The following is a 14,885-nucleotide window of genomic DNA, read 5'->3' as shown; positions in this document are numbered from 1 at the left end:
GGTCAGGGGCGGCCGTGTCACGCGAGATGGCACGCCGCCAGGTGATCGCGACCAATCGGATCGAGGCGCGGCTCCTCGATCTTGCAGCGCGCGACGACGTAAGGACAGCGGGTGTGGAAGCGGCATCCCCGCGGCGGATCGATCGGGCTCGGCACGTCGCCGCGCAGCACGATGCGGCTGCGTCCGGCCCCTGGATCGGGAACCGGGACGGCAGAGAGGAGCGCCCGGGTATAGGGATGCCGGGGATGGGCGAAGATGTCCCGCCGCGGGCCGATCTCGACGATCTTGCCGAGATACATCACCGCCACGCGATGCGTCATGTGCTCGACAATGGCTAGGTCGTGCGAGATGAACAGCAGGGCCAGGTCCAGCTCCTTCTGCAGGTCCTGCAGCAGGTTGACGATCTGCGCCTTGACCGAGACGTCGAGGGCCGAGACTGCCTCGTCGCAGATGATCAGGTCCGGCTCGGCGGCGAGGGCCCGGGCGATGCCGATGCGCTGGCGCTGGCCGCCGGAGAACTCGTGGGGGAAGCGCGACAGGGCCTCCCGTGGCAGGCCGACTCGCTCCATCAGGGCGGCGAGGCGCCTGTCGAGATCGGCGCGGTTCTTCGCGAGGCCGAAATTGCGGATCGGCTCGGCGAGGATGTCGCGCACCCGCATCCGCGGGTTGAGCGAGGAGAACGGGTCCTGGAAGACCATCTGGATGCGTCGGCGCAAGGGGCGGAGCGTCCCTGCCGGGAGGTCGTCGATGCGCCGGCCCGCGAGCGTCACCTGCCCCGAGGTCGGCGAGACGAGGCGCACGAGGGTCCTGGCCACGGTCGACTTGCCGCAGCCGGACTCGCCGACGAGGGAGAGCGTCTCCCCCGGCGCGACGGCGAAGGAGATGCCGTCGACCGCGCGCAGGGTGCGGGCCTTGCGCAGGACGCTTCCCCCGACGCGGAAGTGCTTCGTGAGGTCGCTGACCAGCAGCAGCGCGGGTGCCGGCGGACGAGGAGAGGGGCTCACGCGGCAAGGGCGTCCTTCGGCGCGTAGTGGCAGGCGGCGAGATGCCGGGGCGCTTTCGGCTCCAGGGCCGGAGCGAAGCGTCGGCAGAGATCGGTCGCCTCCCGGCAGCGCCCGGCGAAAATGCAGCCCTCGAGCCGCTGCTTCAGGCTCGGCACCATGCCGGGGATCTCGGCGAGCCGCCCGGGCTCATCCGCCCGCTCGGCTGCACCGAGCCGCGGCATCGCGCCGAGGAGACCCCGAGTGTAGGGATGCCGCGGCGTGCGGAAGAGGTCCGCGACGGCGGCCTCCTCCACCTTTCGCCCCGCATAGAGCACGATCACCCGGTCGGCGACCTCGGCGACGATACCGAGGTCGTGCGTGATCAGCAGGACGGCGGCGCCCGTGCGCTGCTTGAGGTCGCGCATAAGGTCGAGGATCTGGGCCTGGATCGTGACGTCGAGGGCGGTGGTCGGCTCGTCCGCGATCAGCAGCTTGGGCGAGCAGGCGAGCGCCATCGCGATCATGGCGCGCTGGCGCATGCCGCCCGAGAGCTGGTGCGGGTACTCGCGCACCCGCCGCCCAGGCTCGGCGATGCCCACGAGCCTCAACAACTCGACCGCGCGTTCCTTCGCCCCGTCGCGGGAGAGGCCCTGGTGCAGGCGCAGCGTCTCGCCGATCTGCCGCCCGATCGTGAGCACGGGATTCAGGCTCGTCATCGGTTCCTGGAAGATCATCCCGACCTTGTTGCCGCGGATCTCCCGCATCTCCGGCTCGGACAGCCGGAGCAGGTCGCGCCCTTCGAACCGGATCGCGCCGGCCGTCGCGGCCGGCGGGCGGTGCAGGAGACCCAGCACCGCCATGGCGGTGACGGATTTGCCGCAGCCGGACTCGCCGACCACCGCCAGCGTTTCGCCGGCGGCGACCGTGAACGAGAGGCCGTCCACCGCACGGTTCACCCCGTCCGGCGTGCGGAAATGGATCTGCAGGTTCTCGACGGACAGAAGCGGCATCGGGATCACACGTCCTTGGCAGTGCGGGCGTCGAGTGCGTCGCGTACGCCGTCGCCGACGAGGTTCACCGCGAGAACGGTGAGCGAGAGGAAGATCGCCGGGAACAGGATGATGGTGAACTTCACCTGCCAGAGCGCCCGACCCTCGGCCATGATGTTGCCCCAGGACGGGGTGGACGGCGGCACGCCCGCGCCGATGAAGGACAGGATTGCTTCCGCGATCATCGCGGAGGCGCAGATGTAGGTCGCCTGCACGGTCATCGGCGCCAGGCTGTTCGGCAGGATGTGGCGCCAGATGACGGTCGAGGGGTGCGTGCCCGAGACGATGGCCGCGTCCACGTAGGGCTGCTCGCGCAGGCTCAGCACCACCCCGCGCACGAGGCGCGTCACGCGGGGGATCTCGGCAATGGTGATCGCCACGATGACGTTCCCGATCGATCCGCGCGTGAGCGCCATGAGCGCGACGGCGAGGAGGATCGGCGGGATCGACATCACCCCGTCGACGATCCGCATGATGATCCCATCGGCCCGGCGCATCATGCCGGAGACGAGCCCGATCGCCAGGCCCGCCGTCGAGGCGAGGGCGGCGACGGAAAATCCGATGACGAGGGAGACGCGCGCCCCGTACACGACCCGCGAATAGATATCCCGGCCCAGGAGATCGGTGCCGAACCAGTGCAGCGCCGAGGGAGCGCGGGTGCGCTGCGTCGGCGAGAGCGCGGTCGGGTCGACGGTTCCGATCCAGGGGGCAAGGAGTGCCATGGCGAGGACGACGGCGAGGAGGACGCCGCCGATGACGGCACCGGGGTGGCGCGCCGCGAGGCGCCGGGCCCGTCCACGGGCCTTGCGCGGCGGGATGATGTCGGGCAGCGGCTCGGCGATGGCGAGGCCCGGAGGAGCGGACGCCCGGATGCCGTCGGCGGCACCGGGCGCGCGGGGCACGAACGTCGCGCTCAATAGCGGATCCTCGGGTCGATGAGGGTGTAGAGGAGGTCGATGGCGAGGTTCATCAGCACGTAGACGGCGCTGAAGAGCAGGACGACGCCCTGGATCACCGGATAGTCGCGCCGCAGGATCGCATCGACGGTGAGCCGGCCGAGGCCGGGGATCGCGAAGACGGTCTCGGTGACGACGGCGCCGCCGATCAGCAGCGCGATGCCCATGCCGATCACCGTGACGATCGGCACCGCGGCGTTCTTCAGCGCGTGGAGGAACAGCACGGCGCGCGGGGCGAGGCCCTTGGCCCGGGCGGTGCGGACGTAATCCTGGGCGAGGACGTCCAGCATGGCGGCGCGGGTCACCCGGGCGATCAGGGCGACGTAGACGAAGCCCAGCGTCGAGGCCGGAAGGATCAGGTTGGCGAACCAGGGCCCCAGGCCGAGCTCGATCGGTGTGTAGCCCTGGACCGGCAGCCAGCCGAGCTCGACGGCGAAGACGTGAGCCAGGACGTAGCCGACCACGAAGACCGGGACGGAGAAGCCGAGCACGGCGAGCGCCATGACGGACCGGTCGACGACGCTGCCGGCCGTCGCGGCGGCCGCCACGCCGAGAGGCACGGCGATGGCGATGGCGAAGGCCAGCGTGACCAGCATGAGCGAGAGCGTGGGCTGCACGCGCTGGGCGATCAGCTCGGTCACGGGAATGTTCGTGAAGATGGAGGTGCCGAGATCCCCATGCAGGATACGCCACGTCCAGTCGCCGAGGCGCACTAGGAACGGCCGGTCGAGACCGAGCGTCGCACGGATGCGCGCGACATCGGCGGGAGACGCCTGGTCGCCCGCGATGATCGTGACAGGATCGCCCGGTGCGAAATACAGGAGCGAGAAGACGCAGAGCGCGACGACTGCCATCACCGGGATCGTCGCGACGAGGCGCCGGACGATGATTCCTAGCATGTCCTTGATCCCTGTCGATTCAGCATGTCTTCGACCCCGGCGGAGGACGAGGAGGTGCGTTAGGGTGCGGGGCGGCCGCGAGGCGCCGAACGGTTGGCAGGCATCGTCGCCTCGGACGATCCCGAGGGCGTGAAGTGTTGGTGCGACACTTGTAAGCGCGACGACATGAAATGGTTTTTGTCGTCAGATCTGCCGCCGGACAGCCGACCGGACCGTTCACGCTGCGCGTGGAATGACGATCTACTTGTCTAAGTTCCAGAACAGCGGTGCGCTCGCCGGAACGATGCCGCGGACCACGTCGCGGTACACGGTCGGCTGACGGACCTGCCCGAGCGGAACGTAGGGCGCTTGTGCGAAGGCCTCGCGCTCCATCGCCGCGGCGATCCTCCGCTCGGCGGCATCGTCCTCGGCGGCGAACCAATCCGTGCGCAACGCCTCCATGGTCGGATCGGAGAACCATCCCGACCAGCCCGCGCGCCCGGTGCCGCGCAACCCCAGATGCGAGGCGGGGCTCATGAATTCGGGAGCGACCGCGAAGGTATGGAAGATGTTCCAGCCGCCTTCCGCGACGGGCTTCTGCGAGGCGCGCCGCGCCAGCAGCGTCCCCCAATCCGTCGTCACGAGATCGACCTGCATCCCGAGCTTGCGGAGCAGGTCGGCCGTGACCTCGCCGACGGGGGCGAGCAACGGTTGGTCGGCCGACGCGATGACGACGACCTTGCGCCCGTCATAGGAACTGGCTTTGAGCATCTCGCGCGCGGCGTCGAGCCGGGCATCCATGACCTCACCGCCGGCCCCGGTGGAGAGAGGTGTTCCGCAGGGGAAGAACGCCTTGCACTCGCGGTAATAGGCTGCATCGCCGGCCATCGCGGCGAGATAATCTTCCTGGTTCACCGCGCGCAGGACGGCGCGGCGCACCGCTACGTCGTCGAAGGGCGGCAACAGGGAGTTGAAGCGCAGCAGCATGTATGTGCCGAGCGGATCGAGCGTCGAGACCGTCACGCCCTTCTGGCCAGAGGCGAGGGGAAGGAGGTCGGGAGTGGTGGTCTCGAGCCAGTCCACCTCGCCCGTGCGCAGGGCCGACATCGCCGTCGAGGGATCGGCGATCGTGCGCCACTCGACGCGCGGGACGTTGACGTGCTTGCCGCCGGCCATGCCGTCCGGCTTCTCGTCGCGCGGCAGGTAGGCGTCAAAGCGCGCATAGGCCGCTGATGCGCCCTGGCGCCACTCGTCGGGCAGGAAGCGGAACGGGCCGGAGCCGACGGCCTCGCGGATCTGCTGGTTCACGTCGGTCGTCGCCAGCCGCTCGGGCATCATGAACGGGACGGGGCTGGACAGCTTGCCGAGCGCCTGCGTGAGGAGAGGGAAGGGCGCTTTCAGCATGAAACGGAGCTGACGGTCGTCCAGGGCGGACAACTCGTCGGTGTGCGCCATCAATGTCTGTCCGAAGCCGTCGCGGGCCGCCCAGCGCCGGATCGAGGCGACGCAGTCGCGAGCCAGAACCGGGGTCCCGTCGTGGAACCGGAGACCGGCGCGCAGCGTGATCGTGCACGTCCGGCCGTCATTCGTCACCTCATGGCCGTCGGCCATCTGCGGGCGAACGCGGAACGCGCTGTCGAGAGCGTACAGCGTGTCGAAGACCATGTAGCCGTGGTTTCTGACGACATAGCCCGTCGTCCAGATCGGATCGAGCGCCGCGAGGTCGCTCTGCGGGACGAAGCGCAGCGTCCGCGCTCGGGACTGCGCGAGGGCCGGCCGGCCGATCGGCATCGCGGCCGCGGCCGTCACGGCCAATGCTGTGCGTCGGGTGATCAGCGGCATGGGACGTTCCCGTCAGGGCTTCGCAATCCGGGTGCAGAGAGACTCCGGTCTCTGAGCCGCCCTTCGACGTTCGGGCGGCTTCGCCCTTCGCCGGCATCGAGAATGTGAGGGATCGGGCAGGCGGCGTTCGGAGCATGGGGCCCTCGGTTTTCTCGGCGAACTTGCGTCTCGGCGAGTTCGCTGCCGCATCGGTGACACGCCCTCGCCAGCACGCCCCCTTGCGAGCGCCCGGCCATCGGGTACGCATAAAGCCGACCCTCCACCCATTTTCGACTCAGAGCATTATTTAGCGCATGAGTCAATCTTTTTAGCGGAAACGCCAATGTCACAACTCCGTGCCGCCAACCCCGAAACGCCCGGTCTCGGCGACTGCCTGAGAAGCGCGAGGCGTGGGCGCGGCCTCACATTGAAGCAGGTATCGGAACGAACGGGAGTCGCAGTCTCGACGCTGTCCAAGGTCGAGAACCATCAGATGACGCTGACTTACGACAAACTGCTGCAAATCAGTCGTGGGCTCGAGATCGACATAAGCGAGCTGTTTCATTCTCCGGATTCTTATAATTCGCCCAAGCAATTCAACCGCCGCAGCGTGTCGCGGCGTGGCGAAGGGCAGGTCGTCCGGACGAAGTCATACAATTATCTCTACCAGCACACTGACCTTCTCGGCAAACAGATGTCGCCGATTATTGCCGAGATGAATGCCAGAACAATCGAAGAGTTCGGCCCTATGATGAGGCACGAGGGAGAGGAATATTTACTGGTCATCGAAGGGAAAATTATGGTTCACACTGAGGTTTATGCCCCGGTTGAGCTGAATGTCGGCGACTCGATATTTATCGACAGCACGATGGCGCACGCCTACCTCAACGTGGGCGATGGCGTCGCCCGCGCCGTGTGCGTTTGCAGCGCGAGTTCGTCCGCTCTGATGGAGGCCCTGCGGTTGATCGAAAATCGCGAAGCGGCGAGCGCGACCAAAGCCTCTCCGGAGCGCGGCACTCCAGGCAGGCCCGTCAAGGCTCGTCGCTGAGCACCAACATGGGCAGGATGATCCCGTCTCGCGACGCCGCCCGGACGCGTGGCAAGTCGTCGGTCTGGTGCGAGCCCAGATATGGCATGCGGATGCTCCGGAGAAGCATCGGAAATGCCGCAGGGCAGGCCTGCCTCCTTCGCGTTTGCATAAGTGAATATTTTCATAGGATGGTGTGTAATAATTAGATATTATCATGATAATATGATATTTCAGGCATAGCACCTAATGTCGATCTTCGCTTTGATGATGCATCTATCTAGGCAGGAAACCGCCAGGTGAGAAAATTATATTGTAATATCAATGATAAATTCTACTTAACTTACAATTCGCGCGTATGAGCGGGGATCTGGGCGGTCATAGTTGTTCGGTACGGCGCCCCTTTTTCTCTTAGTATGGCGATACTGCTAACTCCCACAGGCTGCGGCGGCCCGGATCCAAGGCGGCAGGGGAGGGGATCCGGGCAGATGACTACGCGAATGCTAACACCTGACCCCTTGCAGACCTTCAAGCACCACAGCCCCTATGTCCGCTTCGTAGGAAGAAGCGGCCCTTTGAGCGGCGGCCACGACATGCTGATGTCGTGGCCCATTACCCGGACCCGCGCCGGTCAACACCGCCCGGGGCGGCGAGCGGTCTCGGTCGCCCAACGCCCGTCTCACCTCGCGTGATACCATTCGTCGAGCACGGACCGGTGCCCACCTCGCGCGTCCTTTGCTGCTCGAAGCAACCGTGGGGGCCAGCCTGGGCTTGGGGATGAAGTGCGTAGTCGCCACGTCCGAGGCCATCGACCCTGCCAAGCTTCGCGGATCGGCTGACGGCCCTGGATCCGGACGCACACGCCGCCTGCCCGGGTGCACGGGGCTGCCTTCGTGGATCGCCAGCCATCGGGCCGCCAGGGTCGTGGTTCGCAAGCCGCGTCGAGTGCGTGTGCCAGGCTTCCGAGAAGCCGTGTCCGAGCTCCGCGGGCCCGTGTCTCAAGCGAGTTCGAGGGCGAGGTCGGTCAGGTAGAAGGCGATGCGGCGCCCCGCCTCGCGGTCGGCGCAATCGATGCTGAAGGCGACCGTGAGCGTCTCGCCTTCGTAGCGTCGCATGACGGACTCCGCCATGAGAGCGACCTCGCGCTCCGCCGGCGCGCTCAGCACGCGCCGACCGTCACGGGTTTCCAGCGTCACCTGGAAATGCGCCTGGTGCATCAAGGTACGCTTCCCTCGGTCAGGGCGGGTGGGACCCCGGACCCGCGAACGGCCCTCAACGCCCGTAACGGGAAACCGATCCAGCGCCGCCCAGCAAACTTCATACCAACGCTACGCCCTGCCGACACCGTCGTCCCGAATCTCACGAGGATCGACTCGGGACGCCACCGTCAGGGCCTTCTACGCGGCGTGCAAGCTTGCCTCGCCCGAATGACACGCAGGAGCGAGCGGAACCGCGAATGTCGCGATCCGGCACGGCTGTATCCCCGCATCCCGGTCTCTCTTCGGCCAGCGTTCACGGCGACCGCTCGGGGCGAGCATCCACTGCCGGAAGTTCGGGCGGAACCCCCTGCCCAGGTTCCCCGTTGCTGGCCGTCATCGCCCGCGGGCAGAAATGGAGACCCCCATGCGCAAGATCGTCGCCCTCTGCTTCGCTGCCGCCACCCTGGCCGGAATGGCCGCTCCCGCCTCGGCCGAGGAGACCACCGTCATCCGTCGCGACAGCGCCCCGGGCGTTTCGGTCGAGCGTCGCGAGGGCGTCGTCGAGCGTCGCGAGATCACCACCGGCAGCGTCGATTGCGGCTCGAAGACCGTCCACAAGGAGGACGGCCTCGGCAACTCTAAGACAGTTCACAAGGAAGGCTGCAACTGAAGCGTCCGCGACGCCTCCGACCTGAACCCCAGGGAGACGAGACCATGACCAACAAGCTTCTTCTCGCGTTGACGACCGCCGGCATGTTCGCCCTGCCGATGGCCGCCCAGGCACAGGGCACCCTGCGCGGCGCCGCGGAGGGCGCGGAAGCCGGGGCGAACGCGGCCGGGCCAGTCGGCGCCGTCGTCGGCGGGGCGGTCGGCGCGGCCACCGGCACGGTCGGAGGAATCCTCGGCGTCGACGACCGTCCGCGCTTCCGCTCCTACGTCCGCGAGCGCGGCGTGAGCTCCTACCGCTGGGGCGGCCCGGTGCAGGTCGGCACCGTCCTGCCGGAAGACGGGGTCACCTATTACGACGTGCCCACCGAGTACCGCGTGCGGCCAGGCTACCGCTACACCATCGTGAACGAGCAGCCCGTGCTGGTCGATCGCGGTCACCGCATCGTCGAAGTCATCGACTGACGCGACGCCCGCCGGCCCGGCCGGCGCGCCGAGCACGCGAAGCCCGCCCGGCGGAACCGCCGAGGCGGGCTTTCGCCATCGAAAACTGGGCGTGCGGCGAACTCAGGCGAACTGCCTTTCGTCCCCCAGCCCGAGGCGCTCGGCCAGGAGGGCGCGGGCGCGGCTGACCCGGCTCTTCACCGTGCCGACCTGGCACCCGATTAGAGCCGCCGCTTCCTCGTAGGTCCGGCCCTCCGCCCCAACCAGGAGCAGCGCCTGCCGCTGCGCGGCGGGCAGGCCGCTGATCCGCTCCCAGACGACCTTGAGCGTGCTGGCGTCCTCCTGGTCGGCCGGCGACAGAAGCTTCCCGGCCTGCACGCCCTCGGCGTCCTCGACCTCGCGCTTGCGCTTCCTCACCTCCGTGTAGAACTGGTTGCGCAGGATCGTGAACAGCCACGCCGTGAAGTTCGTGCCCGGGGTGAAGTGGTGCCACTTGGCCCACGCCCGGGCGAAGGTTTCTTGCACGAGGTCGTCGGCCCGGGTCACGTCGCCGGTGAGCGAGAGCGCGAACGTGCGCAGGGCCGGCAGCGCCTTCACGAGGTCGTCACGGAACTCGTTCGTGATGGCGTGCCCGTCACGGGCGGACGCCGCCTCGAACCGCGCAACGAGGTCGGCGAGGGCGGCCGGCAGCCGCTCGACCTCGATATGGCTGAAATACTCGCGCAGGGGAGCGGCAAGGTAGCTCGACAGGGCGCCCGTGGAGCTTGAGTGCTCGACCGAGGCCGAGCCTGTCTTAGTGTCCTCTTGCGATCCGTCGTGCATGATGAAATCGACCCTGGGCGGCGCGTGCGCCACACTTTTTAATCCCTCCAATTTCGATATCCATTGAAACATGAACCGATGCTAAATGAATACGATGCGTTAACGGTACTGTGGGCCCTGGCTCAGGAAGCTCGGCTGCGGGCCATGCGCGCCCTGTTGCGAAACCATCCGGCAGGCTTGGCCGCCGGACGCATCGCGACCGAGGTCGACGGCACCCCCTCGACGATGTCGTTCCACTTGGCGCAGCTGGAATGGGCGGGCCTGGTCCGCTCGCAACGACAAGCCAACCAAGTGATCTACACGGCCGTGCCGGAGGCGCTCGGCGGCCTGCTCGGTTACCTATTGGACGAATGTTGCGGCGGCCGGCCCGAACTGTGCGGGGATGTCGTCAAGGCAGCCTTGGGCGAGGACCCGGTCGCCCTCCCAATCTCGTGCTGCGGACCGGTGCGTCCGAAGGCCTAGGACTTCGGCCCTTGAGCTTGACAATGTAAAGGTCAGCCAAGAGCCGACAGAAATGCGAGCACTTCGCCCGTCACCATCGCGGGAACATCGTCGGAACGGAAACGCCGAGCTTCGAGTTGAGGGAGCCGCTGATCCGGGAGCCGTCCTTGAGACTGTCCTTTCTCGCCCTGCTGGTGTTGCTGCTCGCGGCCTGCCCGCATCCTGTCCTCGCCCAGGACGTCCACGAAGCGCCCGCCGCATCCGTCGAGGCGGACGCGCCGCGCCAGGGGCCGCCTCCGCCGCTCCCCGAGCTCTCCGATCCGAACGGGCGCGGCGGCGAGGCCCTGAACGAGCCCGGCGGGAAGTCGGGTATCCCGAAGGCCTTGCGCGCCTCCGGCTCCAAGGCGGGCGGGCCGGCCAACGACCTCAACCCGGGCGGCCGCGCCGAACCGCCGGCGCCGCCGAAGGGCGACCTCGGCCGCGTCGTGGCCGGCAAGGAGCTCTTTCACGGGAACTACTGCGGGAAGGGGCAGCGCGGGGAAGGGTTGCCCCCGACCGACGACCTCGACGCAGCCTGCATGCGCCATGACGCCTGCTACGACACGGCAGGGTATCATTCGTGCGCCTGCGACGCGACGCTTAAGCGCGAGGCGACCGTCGTCTCGGACAGTTCGAACACGTCGCTGGAGGTGCGCCGGAGGGCCTTGAGCGTGATCGAGGCCACGGCGGCGATGGATTGCCGGGCGCCGTAAGGAGCCCTGCCCGCGAGCGGGGAGCCACGCCCGGGTGCCCGACAGGCCCGGGCGAACGGAGCCTGGACCGGCCCATAGGGCTCGGGCCAAGGGCCATGCGCCACCTTCCGCAACGTCGCGCGCAAGGCTTCGCTCCCGGTCCGGGAGCCGACAAGGGTCACACGATGCAGTCCGACACGCCTCGCCCGAGCGACGACCCGTCGCCGCCTATCGGCGACCCTCCTCCGGACCCGACGCCGCCAATGGGCGATCCACTGGCACCCCAGCCGCCCGGGCCTATTAACGCGACCTAAGGGCTGCCCGGGTCGTGTTCATGGGCGAGGAGCGTTGCGGGCTTCGACAGTACCCACAACGCTGCGCCGAACCTGTCGGGACCGGTGGCGGCCAGTGCCGTACGACGGGCCGAAACCGAATCGGCTCGCCGGCCATTCCTGGCCCCCGATCCGGGTCCAGGAGACCATCATGCGTTCGCTCGTCCTCACCGCCATCGCCGCCGCCACCCTCGCCGGTCCCGCGCTTGCCAAGGACGAGGCTCCGCCGCCCCCCGCGGCCGTGAAGTTCGCGCAGGTCCCGGGTGATGCCGTCCTCAGCTACAACCTCATCGGCCTCAACGTCGTCGACGGCTCGAACGCGAACGTCGGCGAGATCAAGGATCTCGTCATCGAGAAGGGCAGGTTGACGGGCTACGTCCTGTCGGTCGGCGGCTTCCTGGGCATGGGAGAGCACTACGTCTCGGTCGAGCCCTCCTCCGTGGCCCTGACCTACGACGAGGGCGCCAAGAAGTGGAAGGCGTCCATCAACGCCACCAAGGATCAGCTCAAGGCCGCGCCCCAGTTCAAGTACGAGGGCAAGTTCAAGCGCTGACCGCGCGCTAAGCCTTTTCGCAAGCTCCGCTTGACCCGGATACTTCCACGTGCCGCGAGATGTGGCGCGTGGATGAACCTCAAGTGAATGGATTGATTTGGGCTTGTTGCGAGGAGGCTGGAACCTAATACAGGTATAGCACGTTCATTCGACAATTGTCGGAACGGAGAAATACCTTGAAGAAACTTGCTTTGACCCTTGCAGTCGGCGCAGCCCTCATGGGAGCAGCTTCTGCCGCCCAGGCCCATGAGTGGGGCAGCGGCTATGGGTACGGCTACGGCCCGGGCTACGGCCATTCGCGCGTCATCGTTCACGAGGGCTACCGTGACGGGTATCGCGGCATCGGCTTCCGCCATCGCGACTGGGACCGCCCGGGAGTGCGCGTGATCGAGCGCCGGGGCTACGGTTACCGTCATCACCACGACTGGGACGACTGAACCGTCAGCACAACGAGGTTGGAGAGGGGCGTCCGCGACGGCACCCCTTTTCGTTGGACATAGCCTCGACCGAGACAGCGCCTTCCGCGGCGATGCCAACAGAACCGACCATCTGGTAGCCTACTGCTGTCAGGTGTTCTGCGTGGCGACGGTGGGTCCCGTGCGCACAGGACGGCGTAACGAGCCGGCGCTTGCGACCTGAGGACGTTGTGGCTGCCGGGATCTGCATTCCATGCCAATGGCAGCTTTCGGAGGCTAAGCGGCTATTCCCCGCAGCTCTGTTCGAAGGGCCGCTTATGGCGCATAGCTGACCTGGACGATTAGACCCCGTTTCATAACGGGTGCGTAGCTTGACGGTTTGGTGAGCGGCAGGCGTCGCGGTCGTTGAAAGAGTGTCTGACGCTCACCCGAAAGACCCGATGTGGAGCCTGGAACTTCTTCGCTGGCAGCCCAGGCCTCGTCACCTCCATCACAATCCGCGACTGGGCACAGGTCACGTTCCAGGGCCGTTGGTACTAGGCCTCGTGGAAGAGATCGTCCACCGCTGGGAGACGATGGTTCAGCTCCATCAACGATCCGGAGCGGATGGCGGCATAGAGGAGTGTCTGGTCGCCGGGATCGGCGCAGACGAGATCGCGCGGATCCTCCGACCTTCCGAAGCGCCCGAGTGCTGGGATGAGATCGGCCGGCGGATACTTCCAGAGATATTCGCAGTTCACCGTCTGGGTGCGGCCCTCGATCGCGAAGGCGACCCGAGCCGTTCCCGGATTACCCTCCGGCGGCAGCGTAACCGTGATGTCGTGCGGCTGCACGGCATGGCCGAGCGAGGCGAGCGTGCAGGCCGTGATCTCGGCGAGAAGGGGGGCGTCGTACTCAGTGTGAGCAGGAACGAAGATCAGGCGCCCGATGCGCGGATGTCCATTGTCGTGAAGCGCCGCGAACGAGCCGATGGCCTCATAGATGCCGATGGGCTGTCCGGGATCGAGCCGCCGGGCCGCTCTCCAGAGCGAGGTTGCATCGATCTCGCCGCGCTCCAGGCCACCGACGGCCTCGAGCGCGGCGATCGTGGTTTCGAGGATGCGCAGTTCGTCCTGCGACGGATCGCCGATCGGAATGTCCTCGAGCGGCGCGTCGCCGATCGTCCAAGGCAGCTCGGGTGTCGCGGGATCGTCGATTTCCTGTCGCCCGACTTGGATGCCCGGCTTCACGAGGCCGATATCCGGCTTCAAGAGGCCGCAGCAGGCGAGGACCACGAAGGCGACACAGCCGGCAAGGCTTGCCCAGCCGACGAAGTCGAACGGGCGCCGGAAGAAGACGAGTGCGCCCGCCGCAAGCGCGAAGAACGCCATGCCCGCCCAAAACTCACGGTTCGAGGGCATGAAGGCCTCCACGCTTTGGCGAGCCGATCAGGGCATGCGCGACCCGCGCTGAGCGTCCCGCAACGGATGGGCGATACCGCATCAAGGACGACACGCTCGAATTCGTCGGCGCCGACGGGGACGACTGAGCGCCGCTCGATCTTGGCGCCGGATACGGGATCGGACCGTCTTCTTGTGATCGACGGATCGAGCGACCTGAAGCGGGAATGATGGCCGGACTCAACGCTTGGCCGCGGCGCGCTTCTCCAGTGCCCGGATTGCGGCGGCCGTGCCCCATGGGTCGTCGTCCAGTCCGGGCAGTTCGTCCTCGCGAAGCGGTGTCGCCTCGATGAGGCTCACCGGCCCGAACGGCAGCCCCTCGATCGAGCGCAGGTCCATGCGGAGGGCCATCCGCGTCATCGGCCGGCAATCCTCGGCGAGGCGGCAGAACAGGATCGCGCCGTTGGTTTGGACATCCCGCAAGACGCGGTAGCCGTCGGCGACGAGGTCGCCGACGGCGATCAGCACGTCGGACCAGAGTGCCACCGAGGCCTCGTCCGCGACGACCGAATTGCCGGCCCCGCCGAGCCGCATGAAGACCTCGCATTCGACCCCGTTCTCCCGCGCCGTCACGCCCGCCCAGGGTGTCGAGAGGCCGTCGGTCGCCAGCAGCACCGCGTCGCCGTCCTCGATTTTCAGGATGCGGCGATGGGGCTGGAACCACTTCGTCTGTCCGTGGATGTTGGCCGCATCGCGTTCGGCGGCAAAGCCCGGGTCGACGGCTCCGATTGAGTTCCAGAAGCGGCGGCGCGCATCGGCCGCGATGGCGTAGACCGGATCGTCGGGACCACGCGGAACCAGCGCGGCATCGAAGGCCGTTTCGACGGTGACCCGACCCCGTTGCCAGGGCAGCGTCGCCCGGGTCCAGTGGACGCTCACGACGTTGAACGGCGTCGCGGCGTTCAGGCCGAGTCGCTCGACAACCTCTTCGAAAATGTCGAACTGTGGTGCGTTCGAGGCCACGACAGAGCCGTCGCGGCGGTGATAGCCGCCGCTACAGCTGGAATGGCCGGCTTGCATGGTCGTCACCGTCCAGTCTCCTCGGACGGCGCCCGCCGGCGCCTCATCCAGCGCAGCCCGGAGATCGCGTTCGGCATCGTCGAGGGAATAGCTCGCCATCGCATTCTC

At 67.3% G+C, this 14,885-nt stretch carries 15 protein-coding genes; 7 read left to right on the top strand and 8 right to left on the bottom strand.

What is annotated here, in order from left to right:
- Positions 1-17 precede the first annotated feature (17 nt).
- From ACS5PV_RS29405 to ACS5PV_RS29385, 5 genes are all read right to left on the bottom strand, one after another.
- On the bottom strand, positions 18-1,004 hold the full coding sequence (locus ACS5PV_RS29405) for an ABC transporter ATP-binding protein (RefSeq protein WP_455398876.1): 987 nt from the start codon (positions 1,002-1,004) through the stop codon (positions 18-20).
- On the bottom strand, positions 1,001-1,993 hold the full coding sequence (locus ACS5PV_RS29400) for an ABC transporter ATP-binding protein (protein ID WP_455398875.1): 993 nt from the start codon (positions 1,991-1,993) through the stop codon (positions 1,001-1,003). The genes ACS5PV_RS29405 and ACS5PV_RS29400 overlap by 4 nt, the downstream gene beginning before the upstream one ends.
- Before the next feature lie 5 nt (positions 1,994-1,998).
- Positions 1,999-2,949, bottom strand: coding sequence for an ABC transporter permease (locus ACS5PV_RS29395; protein ID WP_455398874.1), 951 nt, complete (start codon positions 2,947-2,949; stop codon positions 1,999-2,001).
- The gene (locus tag ACS5PV_RS29390; protein ID WP_455398873.1) at positions 2,946-3,887 is read right to left on the bottom strand and encodes an ABC transporter permease; all 942 of its coding nucleotides are present in this window, start codon (positions 3,885-3,887) and stop codon (positions 2,946-2,948) included. Before ACS5PV_RS29390 ends, ACS5PV_RS29395 begins: the two co-directional genes overlap by 4 nt.
- Before the next feature lie 240 nt (positions 3,888-4,127).
- Positions 4,128-5,708: an ABC transporter substrate-binding protein gene (locus ACS5PV_RS29385; RefSeq protein ID WP_455398872.1), complete on the bottom strand. Its 1,581-nt coding sequence runs from the start codon at positions 5,706-5,708 to the stop codon at positions 4,128-4,130.
- 322 nt (positions 5,709-6,030) lie between these two features.
- Here ACS5PV_RS29385 and ACS5PV_RS29380 point away from each other — a divergent pair, with 322 nt between their 5' ends.
- The 3 genes from ACS5PV_RS29380 to ACS5PV_RS29370 all read left to right on the top strand — a co-directional run bounded on the left by ACS5PV_RS29380 (position 6,031) and on the right by ACS5PV_RS29370 (position 9,044).
- Positions 6,031-6,735, top strand: coding sequence for a helix-turn-helix domain-containing protein (locus tag ACS5PV_RS29380; RefSeq protein WP_455398871.1), 705 nt, complete (start codon positions 6,031-6,033; stop codon positions 6,733-6,735).
- Between the two features lie 1,602 nt (positions 6,736-8,337).
- Positions 8,338-8,583: a hypothetical protein gene (locus tag ACS5PV_RS29375; RefSeq protein WP_455398870.1), complete on the top strand. Its 246-nt coding sequence runs from the start codon at positions 8,338-8,340 to the stop codon at positions 8,581-8,583.
- Positions 8,584-8,627: 44 nt separating this feature from the next.
- Complete coding sequence (locus ACS5PV_RS29370; protein WP_455398869.1) at positions 8,628-9,044, top strand: DUF1236 domain-containing protein; 417 nt, start codon at positions 8,628-8,630, stop codon at positions 9,042-9,044.
- 102 nt (positions 9,045-9,146) lie between these two features.
- Here ACS5PV_RS29370 and ACS5PV_RS29365 read toward each other — a convergent pair whose 3' ends face one another.
- Entirely contained in the window at positions 9,147-9,845 is a 699-nt protein-coding gene (locus ACS5PV_RS29365; protein WP_455398868.1) for a sigma-70 family RNA polymerase sigma factor, read from the bottom strand.
- Positions 9,846-9,923: 78 nt separating this feature from the next.
- Between ACS5PV_RS29365 and ACS5PV_RS29360 the strand changes: the two genes are divergently transcribed.
- The 4 genes from ACS5PV_RS29360 (at position 9,924) to ACS5PV_RS29345 (ending at position 12,339) form a co-directional block, all read left to right on the top strand.
- The gene (locus ACS5PV_RS29360; protein ID WP_455398867.1) at positions 9,924-10,307 is read left to right on the top strand and encodes an ArsR/SmtB family transcription factor; all 384 of its coding nucleotides are present in this window, start codon (positions 9,924-9,926) and stop codon (positions 10,305-10,307) included.
- A gap of 146 nt (positions 10,308-10,453) precedes the next feature.
- Complete coding sequence (locus tag ACS5PV_RS29355) at positions 10,454-11,038, top strand: phospholipase A2 family protein (protein ID WP_455398866.1); 585 nt, start codon at positions 10,454-10,456, stop codon at positions 11,036-11,038.
- A 462-nt stretch (positions 11,039-11,500) separates the two neighbouring features.
- A complete protein-coding gene (locus tag ACS5PV_RS29350; protein ID WP_455398865.1) occupies positions 11,501-11,902 on the top strand; it encodes a PRC-barrel domain-containing protein in 402 nt (133 codons plus the stop codon).
- 218 nt (positions 11,903-12,120) lie between these two features.
- On the top strand, positions 12,121-12,339 hold the full coding sequence (locus tag ACS5PV_RS29345; RefSeq protein ID WP_455398864.1) for a hypothetical protein: 219 nt from the start codon (positions 12,121-12,123) through the stop codon (positions 12,337-12,339).
- 515 nt (positions 12,340-12,854) lie between these two features.
- Here the strand turns inward: ACS5PV_RS29345 and ACS5PV_RS29340 are convergent.
- Both ACS5PV_RS29340 and ACS5PV_RS29335 read right to left on the bottom strand, forming a co-directional pair.
- Positions 12,855-13,718 carry a hypothetical protein gene (locus tag ACS5PV_RS29340; protein WP_455398863.1) on the bottom strand — a complete coding sequence of 288 codons (864 nt, stop codon included), beginning with the start codon at positions 13,716-13,718 and terminating at the stop codon, positions 12,855-12,857.
- Positions 13,719-13,937: 219 nt separating this feature from the next.
- Complete coding sequence (locus ACS5PV_RS29335) at positions 13,938-14,876, bottom strand: hypothetical protein (RefSeq protein ID WP_455398862.1); 939 nt, start codon at positions 14,874-14,876, stop codon at positions 13,938-13,940.
- Positions 14,877-14,885 lie beyond the last annotated feature (9 nt).

The sequence above is a fragment of the Methylobacterium sp. Gmos1 genome (assembly GCF_053764715.1).
Note: the sequence above shows the minus strand (reverse complement) of the source record. Positions and strands in the feature narration are given on the sequence as shown.

Bases quoted from the DNA above. Each gene is read 5' to 3' on its own strand.
- ACS5PV_RS29400 (WP_455398875.1), bottom strand. From the start codon at position 1,993: ATGCCGCTTCTGTCCGTCGAGAACCTGCAGATCCATTTCCGCACGCCG.
- ACS5PV_RS29390 (WP_455398873.1), bottom strand. From the start codon at position 3,887: ATGCTAGGAATCATCGTCCGGCGCCTCGTCGCGACGATCCCGGTGATG.
- ACS5PV_RS29385 (WP_455398872.1), bottom strand. From the start codon at position 5,708: ATGCCGCTGATCACCCGACGCACAGCATTGGCCGTGACGGCCGCGGCC.
- ACS5PV_RS29380 (WP_455398871.1), top strand. From the start codon at position 6,031: ATGTCACAACTCCGTGCCGCCAACCCCGAAACGCCCGGTCTCGGCGAC.
- ACS5PV_RS29375 (WP_455398870.1), top strand. From the start codon at position 8,338: ATGCGCAAGATCGTCGCCCTCTGCTTCGCTGCCGCCACCCTGGCCGGA.
- ACS5PV_RS29370 (WP_455398869.1), top strand. From the start codon at position 8,628: ATGACCAACAAGCTTCTTCTCGCGTTGACGACCGCCGGCATGTTCGCC.
- ACS5PV_RS29365 (WP_455398868.1), bottom strand. From the start codon at position 9,845: ATGCACGACGGATCGCAAGAGGACACTAAGACAGGCTCGGCCTCGGTC.
- ACS5PV_RS29360 (WP_455398867.1), top strand. From the start codon at position 9,924: ATGCTAAATGAATACGATGCGTTAACGGTACTGTGGGCCCTGGCTCAG.
- ACS5PV_RS29350 (WP_455398865.1), top strand. From the start codon at position 11,501: ATGCGTTCGCTCGTCCTCACCGCCATCGCCGCCGCCACCCTCGCCGGT.
- ACS5PV_RS29345 (WP_455398864.1), top strand. From the start codon at position 12,121: ATGGGAGCAGCTTCTGCCGCCCAGGCCCATGAGTGGGGCAGCGGCTAT.
- ACS5PV_RS29340 (WP_455398863.1), bottom strand. From the start codon at position 13,718: ATGCCCTCGAACCGTGAGTTTTGGGCGGGCATGGCGTTCTTCGCGCTT.
- ACS5PV_RS29335 (WP_455398862.1), bottom strand. From the start codon at position 14,876: ATGGCGAGCTATTCCCTCGACGATGCCGAACGCGATCTCCGGGCTGCG.